Source organism: Nitrosospira sp. Nsp1 (assembly GCF_900100985.1).
Taxonomy (GTDB): Bacteria; Pseudomonadota; Gammaproteobacteria; order Burkholderiales; family Nitrosomonadaceae; genus Nitrosospira.
Genome location: NZ_FMUF01000014.1, coordinates 47,258 through 68,792 on the forward strand (window position 1 = coordinate 47,258; position 21,535 = coordinate 68,792).

Below are 21,535 nucleotides of genomic sequence, written 5' to 3' on the forward strand. Positions count from 1 at the left end.
GATTCTGCAAATATTTTCATACGGCGCAATGCGCTTTGCTTATTTCGCCCTACGTTTTTACTCATCCTGAAGCCAAGTATCTTTTCCTCACCAGTCGTATTGCTGCGTGGGTTTCCTGGCTAACCGTTAGAAACGGAAGTTATACTGAACATAGAAGAGGCCCGGTGAAACGCCCGGTGCTCTTGCCTTCAAAAAATTCCCTGCAAATAACTTCGAATATCCCACCAGAATATCCTGATGCCGGTCGACGTGAGCATTGAAGCGGAAATCAATTTCATCACCGACATAGCTGCCTGATTGGCCTGTGGGGTCTCGCAAGGTAGCGGCGCCTGCTGCGTTGTATAGAAAGTCGCGCTTGTTTGCCAGATAGAACCGGTGATACTGGGCGGTGAAAGTTGCCCATGGCTGGGGATGAAGATTGATCTGGGCATTGAAATCGTGGATATTCTGCCTGCCAACGCGATCGATCCAGCCCAGGTAATAGTTTCCGAAAGGGAAAAGCTGATTGAATGTGTTGCGGCTGCCGTCAGTCAAGTTATTATCCCCGGAGGCGAAGTCATAGCGCAGCCAGAACTGGGGATTCATCGGTATTTCCTTGAAATGGTAGCCGGCACCAGACGCGACTGCGAAGGCTGAGATGTCCTGATTCGAATACTGTCCGAACTGATACATGCCTTCCAACTCGTACAGAAAACGGTTGTAGTCGCCTGCAACGCGACTGCCGAGGGTATGCACGATCGAATTGCCTCTCGCATTATTTCTTCCGATTGCCATATCCCGATTGTCGGCCAGGCTCAGGAAATAAAAATCGGCCAGTTGGCCTTTCATGGGCTTGTATGTTCCCCACAAGCCGAAGAATTCACGTTTCGTGTCCCAGTTATCGAATGCATCTCTTTCCGTATCCATCGGGCGTACCCAGAACGCGTCCAGATCGAATGTCGGGGTTCGCCAGAAGCCCTTCACACCTTGAAATGTGCGTCGCGTATTAACCCAGTCCAGGGTGGAGATCAGCCTCTGCGAGCCATAGAGCAATTCCTGACGGCCAACGCGCAGATAAGCCGGGCCGCCCTTGATGCTGGCAATCTTGATATCCGCAAAAAGATTCAGCATGTCCGTACGGTTGACATCCGTGGCAAGCGGCGTCAGGCCCTGGCCGAAGCTACGTGCATCCAGAAACTCGGCAAATAGCCGGACCCGGTCCTGATACCAGAAGTCGGCATGGAACCGGCTGCGTATCAAATGGTAATTATCATTTGCGGATGTCAGGCGGGTATCGGATTCCCGCATGTACCGGTACCAGAAGCTGCCCCCAAAAGACAGCAGAAAGTCATTGCCGATATGGATGCGCTTGATGGGGTCGAAGAGATCCTTTTCATACCCTGGTTTTTCCAGGTAGTGGAAATCGATATCGAAGGCCGGTGTGGTCATGAGTGCATAGGGTGCGTAAGGCGAGACCGGCGGAGCTTGGCGTTGATTGCCGGTGACATGATCCAGGAGCGAGTAATATCCCGGCCCGGATGGCGCTATCGAGAACAGGCCGGGACGCGACGGAGCGGTGATGGTTGGGCCCGCCGAGGTTGCCGAAGTCGCTGAAGCTGACGCAGTAGCCGGTGCCATTGCAGTACTGCCGGTCGATAGGGAATCCGCCGCCCACACTTGGAGCGTCAAACTCAGCGCGCTTGCCCCGAGGCAGAGTTTCAATAAGGGTGCGCGCGCGAGTGGTGTGGTTAGAATGGAAAGCATCTTTGGCACGGCCGCGCTTGTGGCTACCGAAGCCGGGGAACTGATCAAGGTCATAGTGGAGGTTATTGTGAATTTCCGGGTTAAAAATTGGCCGCGACTATAGCAGAATCGGGGCAGCCTTTGAACAGCTGAGCGATTGACAGGCTACACTTTTCCCACCGGACTCTAAGGTTTCCGCAGGGTCATTTCAGTTTCAGCAAGGCATAGCAAGGCGCAGGGCGGCAATAAGCGCAGCGCATTACGGCCGTACGAATAAATCAATCCGACTGCGAGTATGACTGATGGGTCAAGCAGGTGAATGAGCCGCCCTATGCGACCTTCCTCCACTGGATAAAAATGAACAGTTATCCAGCGGATCGGTCAGGCGTCGATGGAGGTGCGTTTGAAGTAAAGGCTGACATACGGCGCAATCGCTGCATTTATTGCCGCCCGTCTATCGGCGCCTATTGCTTTCTTCTGATTCTATTCGGGGCGCCGCTCCAGGGCGCTAACGGTAGAATTTTCCTTCGCGTTCCGGTTGGTAGACGATTTCCACTATCCGTACCTTTATCATGCCTCCACCTGGCCGGGGCCACTCTATTTCATCCCCGGTGGAGAGGCCCAGGAGGGCGCTGCCTACCGGTGCGAGGATGGATATCCTGTCGCCGGAGCCGTCAACGTCTTTGGGATAGACCAGAGTCAGGCAGAAGTCCTCGCCGGAGGAATCGATACTGAAGCGCACGGTTGAATTCATGGTTACCACGGACGGCGGTATCTGCTCGGGCTCGACGATTTCAGAGCGATCAAGCTCGGCGCGCAATTCCTTGGCGGGAAAAGCGTTGGCTGGAAGGGTCTCGAGCAAAGCTTCTAGCCGGTCCAGATCCTGAGACGTTAGTACAACTTGCGGTCTGCTATTCATTTCACCCTCATTTCAAGTTTGGATTTCGATTCAGGTTATCAAGGCAATAGTTTACCCTAGCCGATTTGCGTGAGAATCGTTGAGGCCCACGCCACGGCCAAGGAATTAATGCGACTGGGCTTTTCGTTATCTGTTTGACCGGCGCCGTACAGATTAGTGCGACGCCTTACCTCAGGTATATCGCGCTGGTGCACCTACCGGCGATCCAAATGTGATAACCCGATTTGGAAAGGAAGACATACATTCTACACCAAATGGCATCAATATTGCTCAGCGGTGCTCTGCCTGCCAATGCCGGTGATTTGCCTCGTTCGGTCCAGCAAATATGATTTCTTCAGGATATGCGTTCGCGTTGCCGATATCGCGTTCCCACGCGATCAGAATGGATCCCAGATTTCAATTGATTCTGACATTCTATCTGCACAGCATAGCAGTGAATTCGAAGGTCTCAACGATATAAAAGCTTACCCACAGGCATGCGCCATTGAGGACGAGCCAACCCACGCGCTGACCCGCCGTTGCCGTTGACCCCTCCTTGCGTTGAGCGTAGAGTCAACCACTGAATTGAGCTTCAGCGGGCAGTTTCCATTCCTGTTTGTTTCTTGGGAGCAATCATCGAAATGCAATCTCCTACCGTTTCAAATCCCGTCGTATTAGCCCCGGTTAATCCGGCAATTGAAAAATACATGCGCAGTTTGGTTAGCCAAACCGATCATCCAGTTCTGGCCGAAATGGAAGCTGTAGCGGAGAAAAACAATTTTCCTATCGTAGGTCGTCTGGTGGGTGTTTTTCTGGAAACCCTGGCAAAGACTGTCAATGCGAAACGTATATTCGAGTTCGGCAGCGGCTATGGTTACTCCGCCTACTGGTTTGCGAAGGCAGCGGGTGCGGATGGACGAGTGATTTGTACCGATGGAGATCCTCTCAACAAAGAGAAGGCCGAGCAATATCTCGAGTCTGCGGATTTAGCGCAGAGAATCGATTTCCGTGTTGGAACCGCGCAGGAGACGTTCGCGCAGACCGAAGGAATATTCGATATTTGTTACAACGACGCCGACAAGGGCGATTATCCCCAGATCTGGCGTATGGCTAAAGACCGGATTCGCCCCGGCGGTCTTTACATCGCTGATAATGTGCTTTGGCATGGAAGGGTGGCGCTGGAGCATTATGTCGATATTGTTCCCGGCTGGACGGAAGCCATTCTCGAACACAATTCACTCATTTTTAACGATCCCGAGTTTGATGCTTTTATAAATCCAACTCGTGATGGAGTTGTCGTTGCGCGTAAAAAAGCGATGTAATGAGAACACGGGATAGCAAGCTAAGCCCGCTGCTGCGGCGGACTGGGCTTATTCAAAGGTTAAGTATTGCTTTTTTGGATGAGGTGTGTAAAATTATTTTGTACCTGAAACAGTTGCACCCGAATTGCAACTTCTTTAAAGAAATACACCGCAGTGTAGCGCGGTTGAAGTAAAGCGAAACTAGGGTTCCGGCTTTCTGCTGAAAGTGTCTGGTCCGAGAGTTTCCGGCTTCGTCGTGACGAGGCTCCACGGAGGGATAAAAGCCCGGGAGATAATGTAAGTAATACATTAACTCTTGGAATTTGATCCGCTGATAAAGGAGACCGGTCATGCACTTCTTTTCGATTTTTTTTCCCCTTTTTGCAACAATTGATAGCGTTGGGGCCTGCTTGGGCCTCTCGAACGGCGCTTTTCCAGCATGAGTTGGCGCGTGAATCATCGGCCAGGCATGATTGTTGTTCCGCTTTTTTCGAGATGGGCATCATGCCAATGAGGAAGAACCGGTATACGCCTCCTCCCGCTGCCACCGTTGCTGCAGCGTCGCCCGTCATCGCCGATAAACTCCACCGTAGCATGAGTGTCTGGAGTAGCCTCATCCTTGGCTTCGCCGTTGTTTCGCCGGTAGTTGGGCTCTACGCCATTATTGGCGTGCAGACTGTCGTAACAGGCGGTGGCTGGTTTGGCGCGCTGATACTCTGCCTCGTGATGCAATTGCTTGTGGCCACCGTTTACGCGGAGCTTTCCTCGCAGTTTCCAATCGCCGGTGGCGCTTACAAATGGGCGCATCAGCTCGGTGGGGTCATCACCGGTAAATACGCCGGCGTGATATACGTCAGCTCCACGGTTGCAATGCTGACCACAACCGCCTATACCGGGGGAGTCTGGCTTTCCCTCTTTGCCGGATCAGAGAGTGAAACAGGGCTTGGGCTGGTGGTGTGGGGCGCAGTATTTCTATTGCTCTGTACGTTGATCAACCTGGCGCACATCAATATTTTCAAGCTGATCATTTCATTGGGCGTTTATGCGGAGATGATCGGGTCAGTGGGTGTCGCTCTGTTGCTGTTTCTCCTTTTTCGGCAGCATTCATTTTCAGAGTTGTTTCAGCATTTGGGCACGGGCACTGCGCCCGATGAGATCAGCGCCTTTCTGGCGGCACTTGCCATCGCGGGCTGGGCGTTTATCGGTTTTGATGCCTGTTCCACCATTGCCGAAGAAACGCATGATCCCAAGCGCATGGTGCCGCGCGCGGTCTTCTTTTCGCTATGCATGGTGGGGTCAGTCGTGCTGTTCAATTCCGCGGCGCTGACGCTGGCTTTCGATCGCGATACGCTGATTGCCAGCGCGACGTCCGACCCGATCACGCCGGTGATCATCGCCAGTTTTGGCGCGTGGGCGGCGAAACCGTTTCTGGGTATTGTCATGATCGCCTTTCTGGCCTGTGGGGCATCTGTGGTGAAGTACACGTCGCGCATCATTTATTCGATGGCTCGTGAAGGCAATATGCCCGCCGTGTTAAGCCGGTTGGCGCCCGACAAGACGCCGCGCAATGCAGTGGTATGCACGGTATCGATGTCCGCGCTTGGGTTGCTGTTCGGGTTGAATGATGGCGCCGTGGCTACGGTGATTGCGTTCGGTACGGGGGGACTCTACGCCATGTTTTCCATGACCACCGGCGTGGGCTTGTACGCTCGCCTCTCCGGCCGCTGGAATCCGGCTCTCGGTGAGCTCAAGCTTGGTATCTGGGGGCTGCTGATCAACTTGGTAGCTTTTGCCTGGTCGGTGTTTGAATTCGTCAACATTGCCTGGCCGCGTGCCTATGCGGTTGCACCCAACGCACCCTGGTGGCAGCTTTGGGCGGTGCCTCTGGTGCTGAGCGTTATCCTGGGGATAACGACTCTTCATATCCTGATGTCCCGAACGCAGAAAAAAGATTTTGAAAAAAAGATTTTATCCAAATGAAGTGTGATATCAGCCTTCTCGAAATTCATTCAACCAAAAATTTATTACGATGAGGAGAAAAACATGAAGCAACCGGATGCATTGATTTGGGAACAGCACATCCCCGGCGGGTGCCACTGGTCTGGCATTGTGCGTCGGGGTATGACACTACGCCTGGTGAACGTGATAGGACGAGCCAATGCCGCCGTACTATTTTTTAATCAGGAGGAAAAACTGGAACGTTACAACATGGCCGATACACTCAAAACTCAACATACGTTCCGTTTGACCAAGGGACATGCCTGTCATTCGGATATGGGTCGTATTTTCTGTTGCATTACCGAAGATACCGCCGGGTGGCACGACACCGTGTGCGGCATGAGTGATGCTGAATCGATACGCCAGAGATATGGTACGGCGCGGTTCGAGGAGCACCGTAACGAGATGTTTCGTAACGGGCTGGATGGCATGCTGATCGAATTAGGGAAATGGGGGCTGGGCATACGTGATGTCGTATCCAATATCAATTTCTTCAGTAAGGTAACCGCCAATTCATCCGGTGAACTGGCGTTCCATCCCGGCAGCAGCAAGGCGGGAGATTATGTGGATCTGAGTTTCGAAATGGATACGCTGATGGTGTTATCCGCTGCGCCACACCCGCTTGATCCGTCAAAAACCTATCAGCCGGGAGCGGTCAACCTGGCAGCTTTTGTGACGCCGCCGTCGGTGATAGCGGATTGCACGCGCATTGCCGAGAACGCGCGCGCGCTGCTGAATACCCGGAATTTATACGCTTGTCATGGAGGTGCGGCATGAGCAAGAAGCAATTTGTGGAAAGCAGGCTTGATCCCGAAACGGCAACGGTGGACGAAGTCTGCCCGGCGGGTGAGCCTTGGGTCAGGCTGCTGACAGAGAAACAGGTATTTCGCATTGTCGATCTGGGCGGTAACCAGGCGGTCGACACATTGTTCTACAACGCATCCCACGCCTTTGAGCGATACAGCGCCACCGATACCATCCGCCGCCAGAAGAAGCTCTATCTGACAACCGGCAGCAAGCTGTATTCCAACTACGGCAATGTCATGCTCGATATCGTGGCGGATACATGCGGACGGCATGACACCATAGGTGGGGCGTGCGCTGCGGAGAGCAATACGGTCCGGTATGGGCTGGAAAAATTTCCGATGCACAGTTGCCGCGACAACTTTCTGCATGCGCTGGCTCATGAACCGGTTTGTGAGCATCTCGGCATGAGCAAGCGCGATCTGCCCAGCAACATCAATTTCTTCATGAACGTACCCGTGTCGGAGGCCGGCGGCCTGGAGTTTGCGGATGGCATGTCCGCTCCATTCAAATATGTGGAAATGAGAGCTGAAATGGATGTGATCGTGCTGATTTCGAACTGTCCGCAACTGAACAATCCGTGCAACGCCTACAACCCTACACCGATACGTCTCCTGATCTGGGATGATCCCGAAGACATGTCGTTTGATTAATCATTCCCGAGTTGCGAGTGGATTGCGGGGATCTTGCAGATCGCCATTGTGATTCCTTCGAATTACGAGGGCGATCTGCAGCAGAGGTTCGCGCGCATCATGCGGCAATCGAGCAGGACTAAACAGGAAATAGACCATGTTTAAGAAGGTATTGATAGCTAATCGCGGCGCCATCGCCTGTCGCATCATCCGTACGCTGCGCCGAATCGGCGTGAAAAGCGTGGCAGTCTATACGGATGCCGATGCGCTGTCGCAGCATGTGATAGAAGCCGATGAGGCATACTGTATCGGTAGCGGCGTCGCTGCGGAAAGCTATCTGCGTGCCGACAAGATACTGGAAGTCGCCTCACACTCGGGCGCCAAGGCTATTCATCCCGGCTACGGCTTCCTCAGCGAAAAAGCGGACTTTGCCGAGCAATGCGCTGCACATGGCATTTGCTTCATCGGCCCCAGCCCGCAGCAGATGCGTGCGTTCGGGCTGAAACATACGGCACGGGAACTGGCTTTGCAGAACCAGGTGCCGCTGCTGCCGGGAACCGGTCTTTTGGATGACCTGGAAGATGCACTCCGTCAGGCGGCCCACATCGGCTATCCAGTCATGCTTAAAAGCACCGCGGGAGGGGGCGGTATCGGCATGCGGTTGTGCTGGAACGGGGAAGAGCTGAGTGCCGCCTATGAATCAGTGAAATACCTGGCGCAAAATAATTTCAAGGATGCGGGTCTGTTTCTGGAAAAATATGTGGAGAATGCTCGCCATATCGAAGTCCAGATTTTTGGCGACGGTAAGGGTGGGGTCATCGCGCTGGGCGAGCGTGACTGTTCCATGCAGCGGCGCAACCAGAAGGTGATCGAAGAAACGCCGGCACCCCACTTGCCTTCGCGTGTGCGCCAGGCGCTACTGGATGCAGCGGTACGTTTGGGTAAAACGGTCAACTATCAGTCGGCCGGTACGGTGGAATATATTTTCGATGCCTCCACCAGCGAATTTTATTTCCTTGAGGTAAATACCCGGTTGCAGGTCGAGCATGGCGTGACAGAGGAGGTGACCGGTATCGACCTGGTAGAGTGGATGGTTCGGCAGGCTGCCGGAGAGTTGCCGTCCCTGGATTCGTTCCATATCGAGCCGCGCGGCGCGTCAATTCAAGTGCGGGTATACGCTGAGAATCCCACGAAGGATTTTCAGCCATCCTGCGGTACGCTCACCTCGGCGCAATTTCCGCCCGCGGCTGTGGCGCGGGTTGAAACCTGGGTGGAACGCGGCGTCGAGGTCTCACCGTTTTATGATCCGATGCTGGCGAAAATAATCGTGCACGCGGCAGACCGTGAGCAAGCCATCGCCAGGCTCCTGGCCGCACTGGACGCTACCGCGCTCAACGGCATTGAAACCAACGTGGGTTATCTCAAGCAGATCCTGCGCGGTGCGGTGTTTCGCGGCGGACAGCACACGACGAGCTTCCTGAATGGTTTCCGTTATTTCGCTCATACCGTCGATGTGATGAGCCCCGGCGTACAGACCACGGTACAGGATTACCCAGGGCGAACGGGCTACTGGAATATCGGCGTGCCGTTATCCGGCCCGATGGATGGGTTGGCCTTCCGTCTGGCTAATCGGCTGGTTGCAAACGCCGAAGATAAAGCCGGGCTCGAGATCACCCTGGCCGGCCCGACACTGCGTTTCAACTGCGACTCTATGATTGCGGTGTGCGGCGCGCCGATGGAGGTGCGCCTGGATGGCGAGCCACTGACCTTTTGGCGATCGTATTCGGTCAAGGCGGGTGCAATATTAAAATTCGGAAAGCTCGTGAGCAATGGCTGCCGCGCCTATCTGGCGGTTCAGGGCGGTTTCCAGGTTCCTGACTATCTGGGCAGCAAATCCACCTTTACCCTCGGACAGTTTGGCGGCCACGCTGGGCGGACTCTGCTTACCGGCGATGTGCTGCATATCGTTGCGGCCGATGCCAGTGATACTTCAGATCATGATGACACCCGCAGTGCCCGTGCAAACGGTACACAGAACATATTATCGGAGGAGTTGGTTCCCTATTACAGTGATAAATGGGAAATCGGCGTGCTTTATGGCCCGCACGGCGCGCCGGATTTTTTTACCGAAGAGGATATTCGGACACTCTTCGCTGTTGATTGGGAGGTTCACTACAATTCAAGTCGCAGTGGCGTGCGCCTGATCGGTCCCAAACCAAAGTGGGCAAGAAGCGATGGCGGTGAAGCGGGACTGCATCCGTCCAACATCCATGACAATGCATATGCTATCGGCACGGTGGATTTTACTGGCGATATGCCCGTGATCCTTGGTCCGGATGGTCCAAGCCTGGGTGGGTTTGTCTGTCCCGTCACGATAATTCAGGCTGAATTGTGGAAAATGGGCCAGCTCAAGCCGGGCGATAGCGTGCGTTTTCGCCGGGTTTCAATGGACGAGGCGCTTGCACTCGAAAAATTGCAGGATGCCACCGTTGAAAACCTCCGGGTGCCGAAAGCCATTCCGCTGGAAATCGAACGGAAAACACCGGCCACAGCAGTGGCGACAACAACGACAACAACGACAACGACAACGACACCCATCCTCCACGTTATCCCGCAGGCTGCCCAGCAGATACAGGTAGCGTATCGCCAAGCGGGTGACAAGAACCTGCTGGTTGAATATGGCCCGCCTGAACTTGATCTCAATCTGCGCTTCCGTGCGCATGCCCTCATGGAATGGGTTCAGGCTGCTCTCGATAACGGCAGCCTGAAAGGCATCCTGGATCTGACGCCCGGCATCCGGTCTTTGCAAATCCATTTCGATTCACGCCTGCTGGCGCGGGATAAGCTGCTGGATTCTTTGATTGCAGCGGAAAAGAAGCTGCCGGACATCGAACACCTGGAGATTCCCACACGCATCGTGCATTTGCCGCTGTCATGGGATGACGCGGCAACGCGGTTGGCGATCGATAAATACATGCAATCCGTGCGAAGCGACGCACCATGGTGCCCGAGCAATATCGAATTCATTCGCCGGATAAACGGGCTGGACAGCATCGAGGAAGTGCAGCGTATCCTGTTCGAGGCGAGCTACCTTGTGATGGGTCTGGGTGATGTATACCTGGGTGCGCCGGTCGCGACCCCAGTCGATCCCCGCCACCGTCTGGTCACTACGAAGTATAACCCCGCACGTACCTGGACGCCTGAAAACGCGGTAGGCATAGGCGGGGCTTATCTATGCATATATGGCATGGAAGGCCCTGGCGGTTACCAGTTTGTCGGGCGCACCGTACAGATGTGGAATCGTTATCGCCAGACCGCCGATTTCAAGGATGGCAAACCCTGGCTGCTGCGATTCTTCGATCAGATCAGATTCTATCCAGTTAGCGAGAGCGAGTTGCTCAAGCTGCGCCGCGATTTCATTACTGGGCACTTCAAGCTGCGCGTGGAAGAAAACCGCTTCAGTTTGAAACAATATAATGCCTTTCTGCAAGAGAATGCGGCGTCGATCAGCGCTTTCAAGGCAAAACAGCAAGCTGCGTTTGAAGCCGAGCGTGAACGCTGGGATGCCGAGGGCAAAGTCGAATATGTGGACGAGGTTACGCTTGAGGAAGCCGATGCGCAAAGCGAACTGGACCTTCCGGATGGAGCGCATGCGATCAGCTCGCACGTGACCGGCACGGTATGGAAACTGCTGGTCGACGAGAGGCAGCATGTCGAAGCAGGAACGCCGGTTCTTATCGTTGAATCGATGAAAATGGAGTTTGCCGTGGAAGCGATAGTGAGCGGCACGATTGGTCAGTTTTTCTGCAAGGTAGGCGGCCATGTGTCCGCCGGCCAGTTGCTGCTGGTGATTCAGGAGGATTAACTTGAACGAATTGATGCCTTTGGGTGATATACCCTCGGTGCTGCAGCGCTATGCCAGCGGCGAGTTAACGCCCGGCCAAATGGTCGAAGCGGTGCATGCCCTCATCCAGAACGATGCCGGCCATGCATGGATATATAAACTGCCGCTTGAAACCTTGAGGGGTTATGCCCGCGCGGTGGAGGCCAAGGCCAGGACCGTGGATAAGGCGGCGCTGTCGCTGTACGGCGTTCCTTTCGCCATCAAGGACAACATCGATCTGGCAGGCGCACCGACCACGGCAGCGTGCCCGGGTTTTGCCTATACGCCGCAGCGCAGCGCAACGGTGGTGCAGAGATTGATCGACGCGGGCGCGATTCCCATCGGCAAAACCAATCTCGATCAGTTCGCAACCGGGTTAAATGGGACTCGCTCTCCTTACGGGGCTTGCCGCAATGTATTCAATCCCGATTATATTTCGGGTGGGTCGAGCTCCGGCTCGGCGGTGGCCTTGGCGAAAGGCTGGGTATGTTTCAGCCTGGGAACCGACACGGCCGGTTCCGGCAGAGTGCCCGCCGCATTCAATAATCTTATCGGGTATAAGCCAACCGGGGGCTGGCTTTCGACGCGCGGAGTGGTGCCCGCCTGTCGCTCGCTTGACTGTGTTTCCATCTTTGCCCTTACCGCAGATGATGCTGAGCGAGTTCTTGAAGTCACCGCCGGTTACGATGCCGAAGATATTTATTCGCGGGCGAGACAAGGTTGTGGCCATGAGTCGGCTACACAGCGCTTTTCGGAACGCGGTTTTCGCTTTGGTGTTCCCCGTAAGGACCAATTGCAATTCTTCGGCAATCAAGAGTATGAACGATTGTTTGGCGAGGCTATCGTAAAACTGCAAGGCCTGGGCGGCAAATCCGTTGAGATAGACTTTGCGCCTTTTCTGGAAGCAGCGCGCTTGCTCTATGAAGGCCCTTGGGTGGCCGAGCGTTATGCGGCGATTCAGCAATTTTTTGATTCGCATAGCGAGCAGATCATTGCGCCCGTGCGGGAAATAATGGGTAGCGCCAAACGGTACTCAGCTGCCGACGCCTATAACGGGATATACCGCTTGCGTGGACTTAAACAGCAGACTGATCGAGTCTGGACTGAAGTGGATTGTCTGCTGACGCCAACCGCCGGAACCATTTATACAATCCAGGCGATGCAGCAGGACCCCATGCGCCTCAATGCAAATCTTGGCTACTACACTAACTTCATGAATCTGCTGGACTATTCAGCGGTAGCGGTGCCCGCTGGTTTTCAAGATGGTGGGCTACCGTTCGGCATAACCCTTGCAGCGCCGGCACATCAGGATGAGATGCTGCTGCATCTCGCAGGGCGTCTGCAACAAGCCTATGCGCTTCCCCTTGGGGCAACCGGCCTTTCCCTGCGAGCAGAGGGCTTGGGGGAACAGCTCCTGACCTCGGGCTCATCAGACGCACCGCGATCCGATCAGCAGCCCGGCCACGTACGCGTGGCGGTTTGTGGCGCGCACTTGTCCGGTCTCCCGTTGAATGGACAGCTGACCAGCCGCGGCGGATGTTTGGTGTTGAGTACCACGACTTCACCAGACTATAAGTTTTACGCACTACCGGGCGGGCCGCCCTATCGTCCCGGATTGGTGCGGGCGGAAAGAAATGAACAAGGAAGCGCCATCGAAGTCGAAGTGTGGGAATTGCCCACGCGGGAATTCGGCAGTTTTGTGGTCGGTATTCCTGCGCCTCTGGGCATCGGTACCATTACCCTGGCAAATGGCGACGCAGTGCAGAGCTTTCTGTGTGAGGGTTATGCTGTGGCAGATGCGGAGGATATCAGCCGGTTTGGAGGCTGGCGAGCTTACATGCAACAGCTAGGCAACACCTGATTAATTACGCTTACGGTGGGCGGGCTTCGCCCGCCATCGTTCCATTGATCGTCGGGCGGAGCCCGACCTACCGCTGATTATCCGGAACGCTCACCAGCAGAAACCTGTACGCTATGAATACCTTCAATAGAGAAGGGCGGCGATTGACGCCTGTTTGGAAGCGATAAGGGGATGGGGTAAAAAACTGTACCAACTATGCAACGCCAAATTAAATTACGCTCACCGTAGGGCGGGCTGCGCCCGCCATCGTTTTACCGATCGTCGGGCGGAGCCCCGACCTACTGCCAGCTTCGAACGCTGTTGATTATGGTTGTGAACACCGGTGAATTTTGCCATTATGGTTATAGCTTGCTTTTCGGTGTCGCCATGACCGCCATGAATATTCTCGATCGGCATCAGCGTTAGTGCGAAGTCGTAACAAGATTTAACGAAAAGAGTTCCTGAGCACTCACAAATGATTAGCCACTGTACTTACAGCAAGGTTCCATGAACATTATCAAGCTTTCTTTCCGGATGCTTCGCCGCGATTGGCGCGCGGGGGAGCTGCGCGTGCTGACGTTCGCGCTGGTTATTGCGATCGGTGGGATGACCACGGTCGGGTTTTTTGCGGACCGCGTGCAATTGGCACTTTCCCGCCAGGGCAACCAGTTGCTGGGCGCAGACCTGATCGTTTTTTCAGACCATCCGCTGGCCCCGCGTTATGCCGATGAAGCGAAACGGCTGGGGCTGGCTGTTTCCACTGCGCTTAAATTCCCCAGTATGACCGGGAAGGGGGAGAGCAATTTATTGACGGAGATCAAAGCGGTTACCGCCGGTTATCCTTTGCGCGGCACCTTACGTATCACCGACGACTTCAGCAATGTATCCCCGGAGTCCACGCGGGTTGCAAATGCAATTCCGGCGCCTGGTTCGGCGTGGGTGGATGAGAAGCTCATGGTCCGCCTTGATCTCCATCGCGGCGATAAGATAGAGGTGGGCGCGGTACACCTGACTGTTGCCGCACTGATAACGCAGGAGCCGGATTATTCCATCGGCTTCCTCAACCTGAGGCCCCGGGTGCTGATTAATGCAGCCGACCTGCCCGCAACCGGACTGGTGCAGGAGGGTAGCCGGATCGGCTATCGTCTTCTGGTTTCCGGAGAATCCGGCGACGTGGAGAATTTCCGGAGATGGGCTCAATCGCATTTGATGCTTGGGGAAAGGATAGAGGGGATTCGCGATGCTCGTCCCGAAATCAAAGCCGCTCTCGAGCGCGCGGAAAAATTCCTCAGCCTGGCCGCGCTGGCGAGCGTAGTGCTGGCGGCTGCGGCGGTAGCGCTTGCCGTACGTCGTTTCACTCAGCGCCATCTTGACGGTTGCGCGGTCATGCGTTGCCTGGGCGCCAGCCAGGGGTCCATGCTACGCCTGTACCTGTATCATTTTATTACACTGGGGCTGATCGCCAGCGGGGCAGGATGCCTGCTCGGTTTTGTTTCGCAGGAGGCGCTGACTTTCTGGCTTTCTGGGTTGGTGGAAGCTGAATTGCCGTGGCCCAGCATATGGCCCGGCGTGCACGGGTTGCTGACCGGCATGGTGTTGCTACTTGGGTTTGCATTGCCGCCCCTGCTCAATTTGCGAAGCGTGCCGGCGCTGCGCGTATTACGTCGCGATATCGGTATGCCGAATACCTTTAGCATTACCGGGTATGCGCTGGGATTGGCTGCATTGTCGATATTGTTTTTATGGAAAGCTGGGGACGTGCGCCTGGGTGTGTCTGTCATAGGCGGATTCGTTGCTGCGATCGCGGTTTTTGGTTTGATTGGATGGCTGCTGTTAAAGGCCCTGACACACATGCGTGTTCATACAGCGGGCGCATGGCGTTACGGATTGGCAAGTATCCGCCGGCGCGCGACTTCCAGCGTGGTTCAGGCCGTCGCATTGGGATTAGGGCTGATGGCGATGCTCGCGCTGACGCTCATCCGGGATGATCTGCTGCAGGACTGGCGCACTAGCCTGCCGCCGGATGCACCCAATCATTTTCTGATAAATATACAGGAAGACCAATTGCAACCGCTGGCGGCATTTTTTAGCCAGCATAAGATGGAACGCCCGCCCGTCTTTCCAATGGTGCGCGGACGCTTGACGGAGATCAATGGCAAGTCGATAGCGTCGGGTGAATATGCGGACATCCGCGCCAAACGCCTCGTGGAACGTGAGTTCAATCTGTCCTGGGCGGACGAAATGCAGAGTGACAATCAGATTGTCAGCGGTCACTGGTGGAAAAAGGGGGACAGTGGAAAAGCGGAATTGTCCGTGGAGGCGGATATCGCGAAGACGATCGGCATCAAGCTGGGCGATAGTCTGACTTACGATGTGGCAGGCAGTGTATTTACCGCAAAGGTGACCAGCCTGCGAAAAGTAAATTGGGATTCGTTTCGCGTCAATTTTTTTGTAGTAACGCCGCCGGGTGTGCTGGAGAAATACCCGGTGAGCTATATCACCAGTTTCCATCTGCCATCTCAGCAGATAGAAGTGACGAATCAGCTGATCAAGGCTTTTCCCAACCTGCTTGTGCTCGACGTTGCGAACATTATCAGCCAGGTCCAGAAGGTAATTGAACAAGTGACCAAAGCGATCGAATTTGTTTTCCTTTTTACATTACTGGCGGGACTGACGGTGTTGTATGCCGCCATTGTTTCTACTCAGGATGAGCGAATTCATGAGGCCGCCATTTTTCGCACGTTGGGCGCGAAGCGCCGGCAACTCGCGGGCGCATGGGCAGCCGAATTCGCCATATTGGGCGGCCTTGCCGGGCTTTTCGCGGCGGCAGGCGCCAACGCGCTGGGCTATGTCGTTGGAGAATACGCGTTGAATCTGAGCTATACGTTCAATCCGTGGATATGGCTAACCGGCTTATTTGCAGGGGTTGTGGGCGTAACTGCAGCGGGGTTGATGGGCACTCGCTCCGCACTCTCGACGCCGCCGCTTATGACATTGCGTAAAGTTTGATGAAAAATCATCAGTTTTGTTGCTTCTGATTTAACCGGGAGGCCGCTAAGTTGTGCCGGCGTATTGCTCATCTTGATATGGATGCATTCTACGCATCGGTCGAGCTGCTTCGCTACCCAGAATTGTGCGGGTTGCCGGTTGTGATTGGCGGGCGGAGCGACCAGCAGCCGGATATTCTCGAAGACGGCAGCAGGCGTTTCGCGCGGTTGCGGGACTATGCCGGCCGGGGCGTGATCACTACTGCTACGTATGAAGCGCGTGTTTTCGGCGGCTCCTCGGGTATGGGCCTGATGAAGGCCGCACAGCTTGCGCCGGAGGCCATCTTGCTGCCTGCCGACTTCAGCGCATATCGCCACTATTCACGGCTGTTCAAAGCAGCTGTGGCGAATGTTGCTCCCCATATTGAAGACCATGGCATTGACGAGATTTACATCGACCTGAGCGAACTACAGGGGGATGTGCTGATACTTGCCCAGCGCATCAAACAGGCTGTGCGCGACAGCACAGGGCTTTCCTGCTCCATTGGCGTTTCCCCCAACAAGCTGTTATCAAAAATCTGCTCCGATCTCGATAAACCGGATGGCCTCATCATCCTGAATCCAGCGGATATCCCGCGCCGGATATGGCCTCTTCCGGTCAGCAAAATCAGTGGAATCGGGCCAAAAGCCACTCAAAAGCTGGCAATGCTGGGCATTACTACTATCGGTGAGTTGGCGCAAGTTGATGCTGCGCTTCTTCAAAGGCACTTCGGCCGCAGCTATTGCCGCTGGCTGCAAGAAGTTTCCCATGGCATCGATGAGCGCCCTGTAATAGTGAATTCAGAACCCAAGTCGATCAGTCGCGAAACGACGTTCGAAAGAGATCTGCACGTTCAGCATGATCGCTCCGTTCTGTCGGAAATCTTCACGGGCCTTTGTGCAGATCTGGCAAAAGACCTCCAGCGCAGGGGTTACGTTGCCCAAACCATCAGCATCAAGGTACGGTATGAAGACTTCCGCACCATAACCCGCGATATTACCTTATCCTTTCCTGCCGCCGATGCTGTCGCAATTCGCCGAGCAGGGGAAGAATGCCTGCGGCGCACGCCACTGAAGCACAAATTACGATTGCTGGGCGTCCGTGCCAGTTCGTTATCTTCGGGCAGCACCTTGCAGAGCATGGGCATGGTACATCAGACGGAGCTGCCGCTGACTGTACTGGAAGCATGATACTGGATACTACGATCGCAAACGGCAGAGATATAATTCATGTGTGAACAGACTTGTCACTCTTGTCACAGTAAGCGCCATTAATATTAATCCGGAGCACCACGAGCAGAATAGGTACCCGACATGCAGCATCCCATTGTTGCTCTTGCGCTGGTTATATTTATCGCCTTCCCCGGTTTGGCCCACGCGGATCTCACCGGCAAGGTAATCCATATCACGGATGGCGATAACCTTACCGTGATAATAAACAATGAGTGGATAAGGGTCCGTCTGGCGGGAATCGACGCGCCCGAAACAAACCAGCCCTTCGGCACGCGTTCAAGGCAATCCCTTTCTGATCTGTGTTTTTGGGAAAAAGTGACGGTGTCTCCGAAAGGCAAGGACCAGTATGGCCGCATGTTTGCGAAAGTCCGCTGTGGTGAGGTCGATGCCGGCGAGGAACAGGTGAGACGCGGCATGGCCTGGGTATACGGCCGCTACGTGGAAGACCCAACGCTCGAACCCCTTGAGGAAGAAGCCAAGGCCGCCAAGCGCGGATTATGGGCTGATCCCTATTCTTCCCCACCTTGGGAATGGCGCGAAATATGGGAGTAGCTTATATTAATTCAAATCCCATCTATGCGTCCAGGCTGAATAGCCGGGGTAATGGTACAAGTCCTGAATCGTGGGCGCGTCGGCACTGCCTATTGCGCTGCATGAGTTCACTCGCCGCTATTGCCCTACCTGATTTGGCTGTAAAACCAATTGGGTTCTCAATCCTTACAAAGACCGCTTGTCTCTGCGCAGCCAGCGAAAAAAGAATACATAGATAAAAGCTGGAAGAAACGGCAGAACCCATGGAAACATCTGCGAAAACCATGCAGCATAAAAACTATTCATATAACGCGCCTTGGCCGAGGCGCAGGCCTCGGCAGCAGGCACGCGGCAGGAAAGTGCGATCTCCAGGGATACCTGGGTATGGGCACGCCATATCCAGTATGTCATTGCTGTAGCAAAAACAATCAACAACAGCGCAAGCAGGGTTATGCCTTTTTGTCGTGGCATAGGTTGCAATTCTCCGAATACAGGAAGAGTTTGTTAAAAAAGAGGAAATTCAGCAGCTTTGATTGATGCTCGGGAAATTCACGGGATGATAAAGATTCCCATGAACATGTAATTCCTCATCAATGATGTCCTGCAGCCGAGATGTTGTCAAGGGGTGGGCGAGTACATGAGGCAGTTGCAACTGAACAACTGACCTTCAATGAAGTATGGGGCGGGATGAAATAAACGTTTTGCAGCGTGAACGGTTCAGGCATTACGAAATCGCGTGCGCTTGACCAGCAGGATAGACAGTAGCGGCAGCACAAAGCCGATCGCGGTTACCGAGATCAACAACATGCCAAGCTGACTGTAGTCCGCGGGAACCGCGATCTGGCCGGTAAGGGGATCGTCTACCTCGCGCGTGACGATGAAAATCTGGTTCATATATTTGGTGGCGAGCTGTGAAGCAGACAGGGCAAGATTAGTGAACGAAGCCATCACCGCGAAGAAAGTCGCCTTGAGTCTTTCCGGCGCCGAGTTGGCGATCCACGCCAGCATGGGAATCATTGCGATTTGCCCCAAAGGCGATTCAAGCGCGGTATCGATCACGGCAATAAATCGCGCATCCACTATGCCGCCGGTCAGGGAGGCAGTCCACTCATGCAGCCCGAAGAACATGCCGATTATGGGCAGAGAAAGCAGTGTGCCCAAAACAGTGAGGGCGCCGATGATGTAAGCGATCGACCGTTCAGCCATGAAGCGGCGAAAGATGAACATTCCGGCCAGGGTCAGTGTCGCACCAATCAGAGACAATGCAGCGAGAAACTGCTGGTCGAAGCCCAGGCTGTCGATCATCCACCAGGTGGAACCGGCGCCCGGCCCCGGTATCGCGCGAAATACAAATATCAGAACTGCCGTACCCACCAGCACGTTGCGCGCATCAGGCTCAAGCTCACCCGTCAATCGCCACATCAGAAACAAAACAATCGCCATGGATACCGCGAAGATGATTTCTTCCCCGCCAGGAATGCGGCTTAGGCCGACGCTCAGGGATACCGCGGTAAAGGCGAATCCGCCGCCGAGAATCCACCAGTTGACCGGAGGAGGGTCTGTATAAATGCCAAGCAGTGCTTCAGACTCCTGGCGACTATGCCCTTGTGCTGTAAACCGTGCCATATCGCGTCGCCGCAACCAGGAAGCGAACAAGACGCCAGCTATTGAAACCAGCGGGATTATCAACGCGAGCTCGTAGACGAACAGATAAGCGGCCGCTTTCTGCACCTCGGGTAATTCGCCTACGCCTTGCAACACGACGACATTCACGACCGAGACTAAAACACCGCCACTGATAATCGCAACCCGCCCGAGCGTCTGCATGGTGACATGCATGGATTTGCGATTTTCAAGCGCCAGCGGATGCCCGTTTGCATCCACTCGCGGCACGGCCTCCACCGTCATGGCGTCCGCTACCACATCCTGAACAACGTAGCCGATGGGTGCGAGCAAAGCGGCGGTAACATACCAGGTTTCCACTGTGGCGACAGCGCGCATGGCGTCGGTGTGCCCGAGCAGCCCGATCATGATCAGCAGGCTCAGCGTGATCAGCGCCGCGCCGAGATATACAAGCAGGCTCTTCCATCGCCACACCAAATCCACCAGATGGCCGAGCGGCATCTTCAATGCCCAGGGCAGCATCATCCAGAACCCGAGCGCCGCCAGAAACTCGGCGGAAAGCCCTAGCCGCTCTTTAACATAAAAGGTGCCGACGATTCCCGTCAGGCTGGAAATACCTGCGGCGGTGTAGACCATGAGCGGGGGGAGATAAGACAAGCGCATTTCCCGCCCCAGCGCGAGAATATTGGCGTCGAGCCAGCGGCCCATAGTGGCGAAGAGCCCGATGGCTGGGGGAACGGCTGTCATAACAAGGGGCTTCTCATGAGCTTTGCCGGCTGGACGACCGGATAGAACGGTCGCATTATTCCAGTCAAAAATTTTGCGGATTTTATCTTGCGGATTATCTGCTTCATTTACTCAAACTCGGGTGGCTTACCGCTTACGTTGCGCCAGCCCGATTCGTGGCTCAGTCAACCTGGTTTCTGAGATGGTCCCAGTATGAAGTTGCAACGTAGCTGTTGGCGCAGGTTAGCGTTGTCAAGGCCATCACACGGTAAACCACGTTGCGCGGCACTTTGACATTCACGGCCGGATCGAGCAAATCGGGGGAGACCGCGACCCGTTTCAACGTTTCCCCGGCCAGCAATATTGGCCACATGCAGGCCAATCTTTGGCGGATTTCGGAGACAGGAAGCGATATCGTATAAAGCCATCCCTGATCCAGGTGTTCCATGGCAAGCCCGATGAGCTGGTCAAGGATGGGCCTGAATCTGGGGAGATTGCCCTCGATCAGCAAATCGGCCGGTTTCAACCCGGCCTCCGCCAGAAGCGACTCCGGCACGTAGCAACGGCCGTTGTGAAGATCACGGGCAATGTCTTTAACGATATTGGTGAGCTGCAACCCTTTTCCGAATCTGACCCCGATGGCGGACATTTCCGCGACATTCCATCGGGCCATTGCCGGCCGGTGCGCGCAGACCATTCTGGTCCAGAATTCTCCTACGCAACCCGCGACATAATAAGTGTACTGGTCCAGCTCGTCCAGTGTGGACAATGCGGTAAGCTGCCCGCTTGATTCACCGGGGAAGCGGGTCAGGTCCATTTTCATCCCCTCGGGTAATACCTTCATCAGCCATTGGATTCGCTCCCGGTCCCCGGCGGAGCATTTTTCATACAGTTTCAGGCAGTCTGCAAGGCGCTGAAGGAGAATGCTCTCCGCAGAGTCTTTCTGGTGGGGAACCAGCGCTGCCTGAATCTCCTGGATGGCTTTCCAGTCGATCTCGGTATTTGCGAACTGTGCAGAGAACTGATTAAGGTATCTCAGACGCTGTGGGCGGTCGAGCAGATCCGTATCGGCGATGGTATCCGCTGCGCGCGCGAAGAGATACGACAACCCCATCTGGTCGCGCACGCCAACCGGCAGCACATTCAGCGTGAGATAAAACGAACGGGAAACCTGCTTGAGGATATCGTGCAGGAGCTCATGTGTAATCGGGTCAGTATTCAATGATGGAATCCAAAGCCGCTCAATTAACAAGGGGCGAACATTACCTGTTGTAGAACCTGAAGGTCAAGACGTTATGTTCCTGAAACCGGTCTTTCA

Annotated in this window: 15 protein-coding genes and 1 riboswitch; of the genes, 10 read left to right on the top strand and 5 right to left on the bottom strand. The window is 54.8% G+C overall.

What is annotated here, in order from left to right; translation table 11 throughout:
* Positions 1-126: 126 nt before the first annotated feature.
* Positions 127-1,428: an alginate export family protein gene (locus BLP78_RS10040; protein WP_256330205.1), complete on the bottom strand. Its 1,302-nt coding sequence runs from the start codon at positions 1,426-1,428 to the stop codon at positions 127-129.
* A gap of 130 nt (positions 1,429-1,558) precedes the next feature.
* On the opposite strand from BLP78_RS10040, the gene BLP78_RS16010 reads away from it, so the two are divergent.
* Positions 1,559-1,846, top strand: a complete 288-nt coding sequence (locus BLP78_RS16010; RefSeq protein WP_256330206.1) for a hypothetical protein — start codon at positions 1,559-1,561, stop codon at positions 1,844-1,846.
* 384 nt (positions 1,847-2,230) lie between these two features.
* Here the strand turns inward: BLP78_RS16010 and rnk are convergent, their stop codons facing one another.
* Entirely contained in the window at positions 2,231-2,641 is a 411-nt protein-coding gene (rnk, locus tag BLP78_RS10045; protein WP_090458878.1) for a nucleoside diphosphate kinase regulator, read from the bottom strand.
* A gap of 686 nt (positions 2,642-3,327) precedes the next feature.
* On the opposite strand from rnk, the gene BLP78_RS10055 reads away from it, so the two are divergent.
* The 9 genes from BLP78_RS10055 (at position 3,328) to BLP78_RS10100 (ending at position 17,889) form a co-directional block, all read left to right on the top strand.
* Positions 3,328-3,942 (top strand): O-methyltransferase, encoded by a 615-nt coding sequence (locus BLP78_RS10055; protein WP_371128873.1) that lies wholly within the window; start codon positions 3,328-3,330, stop codon positions 3,940-3,942.
* A gap of 169 nt (positions 3,943-4,111) precedes the next feature.
* Positions 4,112-4,215: riboswitch (guanidine-I (ykkC/yxkD leader) on the top strand.
* Between the two features lie 210 nt (positions 4,216-4,425).
* Positions 4,426-5,901: an APC family permease gene (locus BLP78_RS10065; RefSeq protein WP_090458932.1), complete on the top strand. Its 1,476-nt coding sequence runs from the start codon at positions 4,426-4,428 to the stop codon at positions 5,899-5,901.
* A 63-nt stretch (positions 5,902-5,964) separates the two neighbouring features.
* On the top strand, positions 5,965-6,696 hold the full coding sequence (locus tag BLP78_RS10070; protein ID WP_090458885.1) for an urea amidolyase associated protein UAAP1: 732 nt from the start codon (positions 5,965-5,967) through the stop codon (positions 6,694-6,696).
* Positions 6,693-7,376, top strand: coding sequence for an urea amidolyase associated protein UAAP2 (locus BLP78_RS10075; protein ID WP_090458886.1), 684 nt, complete (start codon positions 6,693-6,695; stop codon positions 7,374-7,376). The genes BLP78_RS10070 and BLP78_RS10075 overlap by 4 nt, the downstream gene beginning before the upstream one ends.
* 136 nt (positions 7,377-7,512) lie before the next feature.
* On the top strand, positions 7,513-11,220 hold the full coding sequence (gene uca / locus BLP78_RS10080) for an urea carboxylase (RefSeq protein ID WP_090458889.1): 3,708 nt from the start codon (positions 7,513-7,515) through the stop codon (positions 11,218-11,220).
* Position 11,221: 1 nt separating this feature from the next.
* Positions 11,222-13,099 carry an allophanate hydrolase gene (gene atzF / locus BLP78_RS10085; protein ID WP_090458891.1) on the top strand — a complete coding sequence of 626 codons (1,878 nt, stop codon included), beginning with the start codon at positions 11,222-11,224 and terminating at the stop codon, positions 13,097-13,099.
* 486 nt (positions 13,100-13,585) lie between these two features.
* Positions 13,586-16,087 carry an ABC transporter permease gene (locus BLP78_RS10090; RefSeq protein WP_090458894.1) on the top strand — a complete coding sequence of 834 codons (2,502 nt, stop codon included), beginning with the start codon at positions 13,586-13,588 and terminating at the stop codon, positions 16,085-16,087.
* Positions 16,088-16,137: 50 nt separating this feature from the next.
* Entirely contained in the window at positions 16,138-17,295 is a 1,158-nt protein-coding gene (gene dinB / locus BLP78_RS10095; RefSeq protein WP_090458896.1) for a DNA polymerase IV, read from the top strand.
* A gap of 123 nt (positions 17,296-17,418) precedes the next feature.
* Complete coding sequence (locus tag BLP78_RS10100; RefSeq protein ID WP_090458897.1) at positions 17,419-17,889, top strand: thermonuclease family protein; 471 nt, start codon at positions 17,419-17,421, stop codon at positions 17,887-17,889.
* Positions 17,890-18,054: 165 nt separating this feature from the next.
* Here the strand turns inward: BLP78_RS10100 and BLP78_RS10105 are convergent, their stop codons facing one another.
* From BLP78_RS10105 to BLP78_RS10115, 3 genes are all read right to left on the bottom strand, one after another.
* Complete coding sequence (locus BLP78_RS10105; RefSeq protein WP_256330207.1) at positions 18,055-18,339, bottom strand: hypothetical protein; 285 nt, start codon at positions 18,337-18,339, stop codon at positions 18,055-18,057.
* A gap of 246 nt (positions 18,340-18,585) precedes the next feature.
* Complete coding sequence (locus BLP78_RS10110; protein WP_090458901.1) at positions 18,586-20,238, bottom strand: MFS transporter; 1,653 nt, start codon at positions 20,236-20,238, stop codon at positions 18,586-18,588.
* 160 nt (positions 20,239-20,398) lie between these two features.
* On the bottom strand, positions 20,399-21,439 hold the full coding sequence (locus BLP78_RS10115; RefSeq protein ID WP_090458902.1) for a phytoene/squalene synthase family protein: 1,041 nt from the start codon (positions 21,437-21,439) through the stop codon (positions 20,399-20,401).
* Between the last annotated feature and the right edge of the window lie 96 nt (positions 21,440-21,535).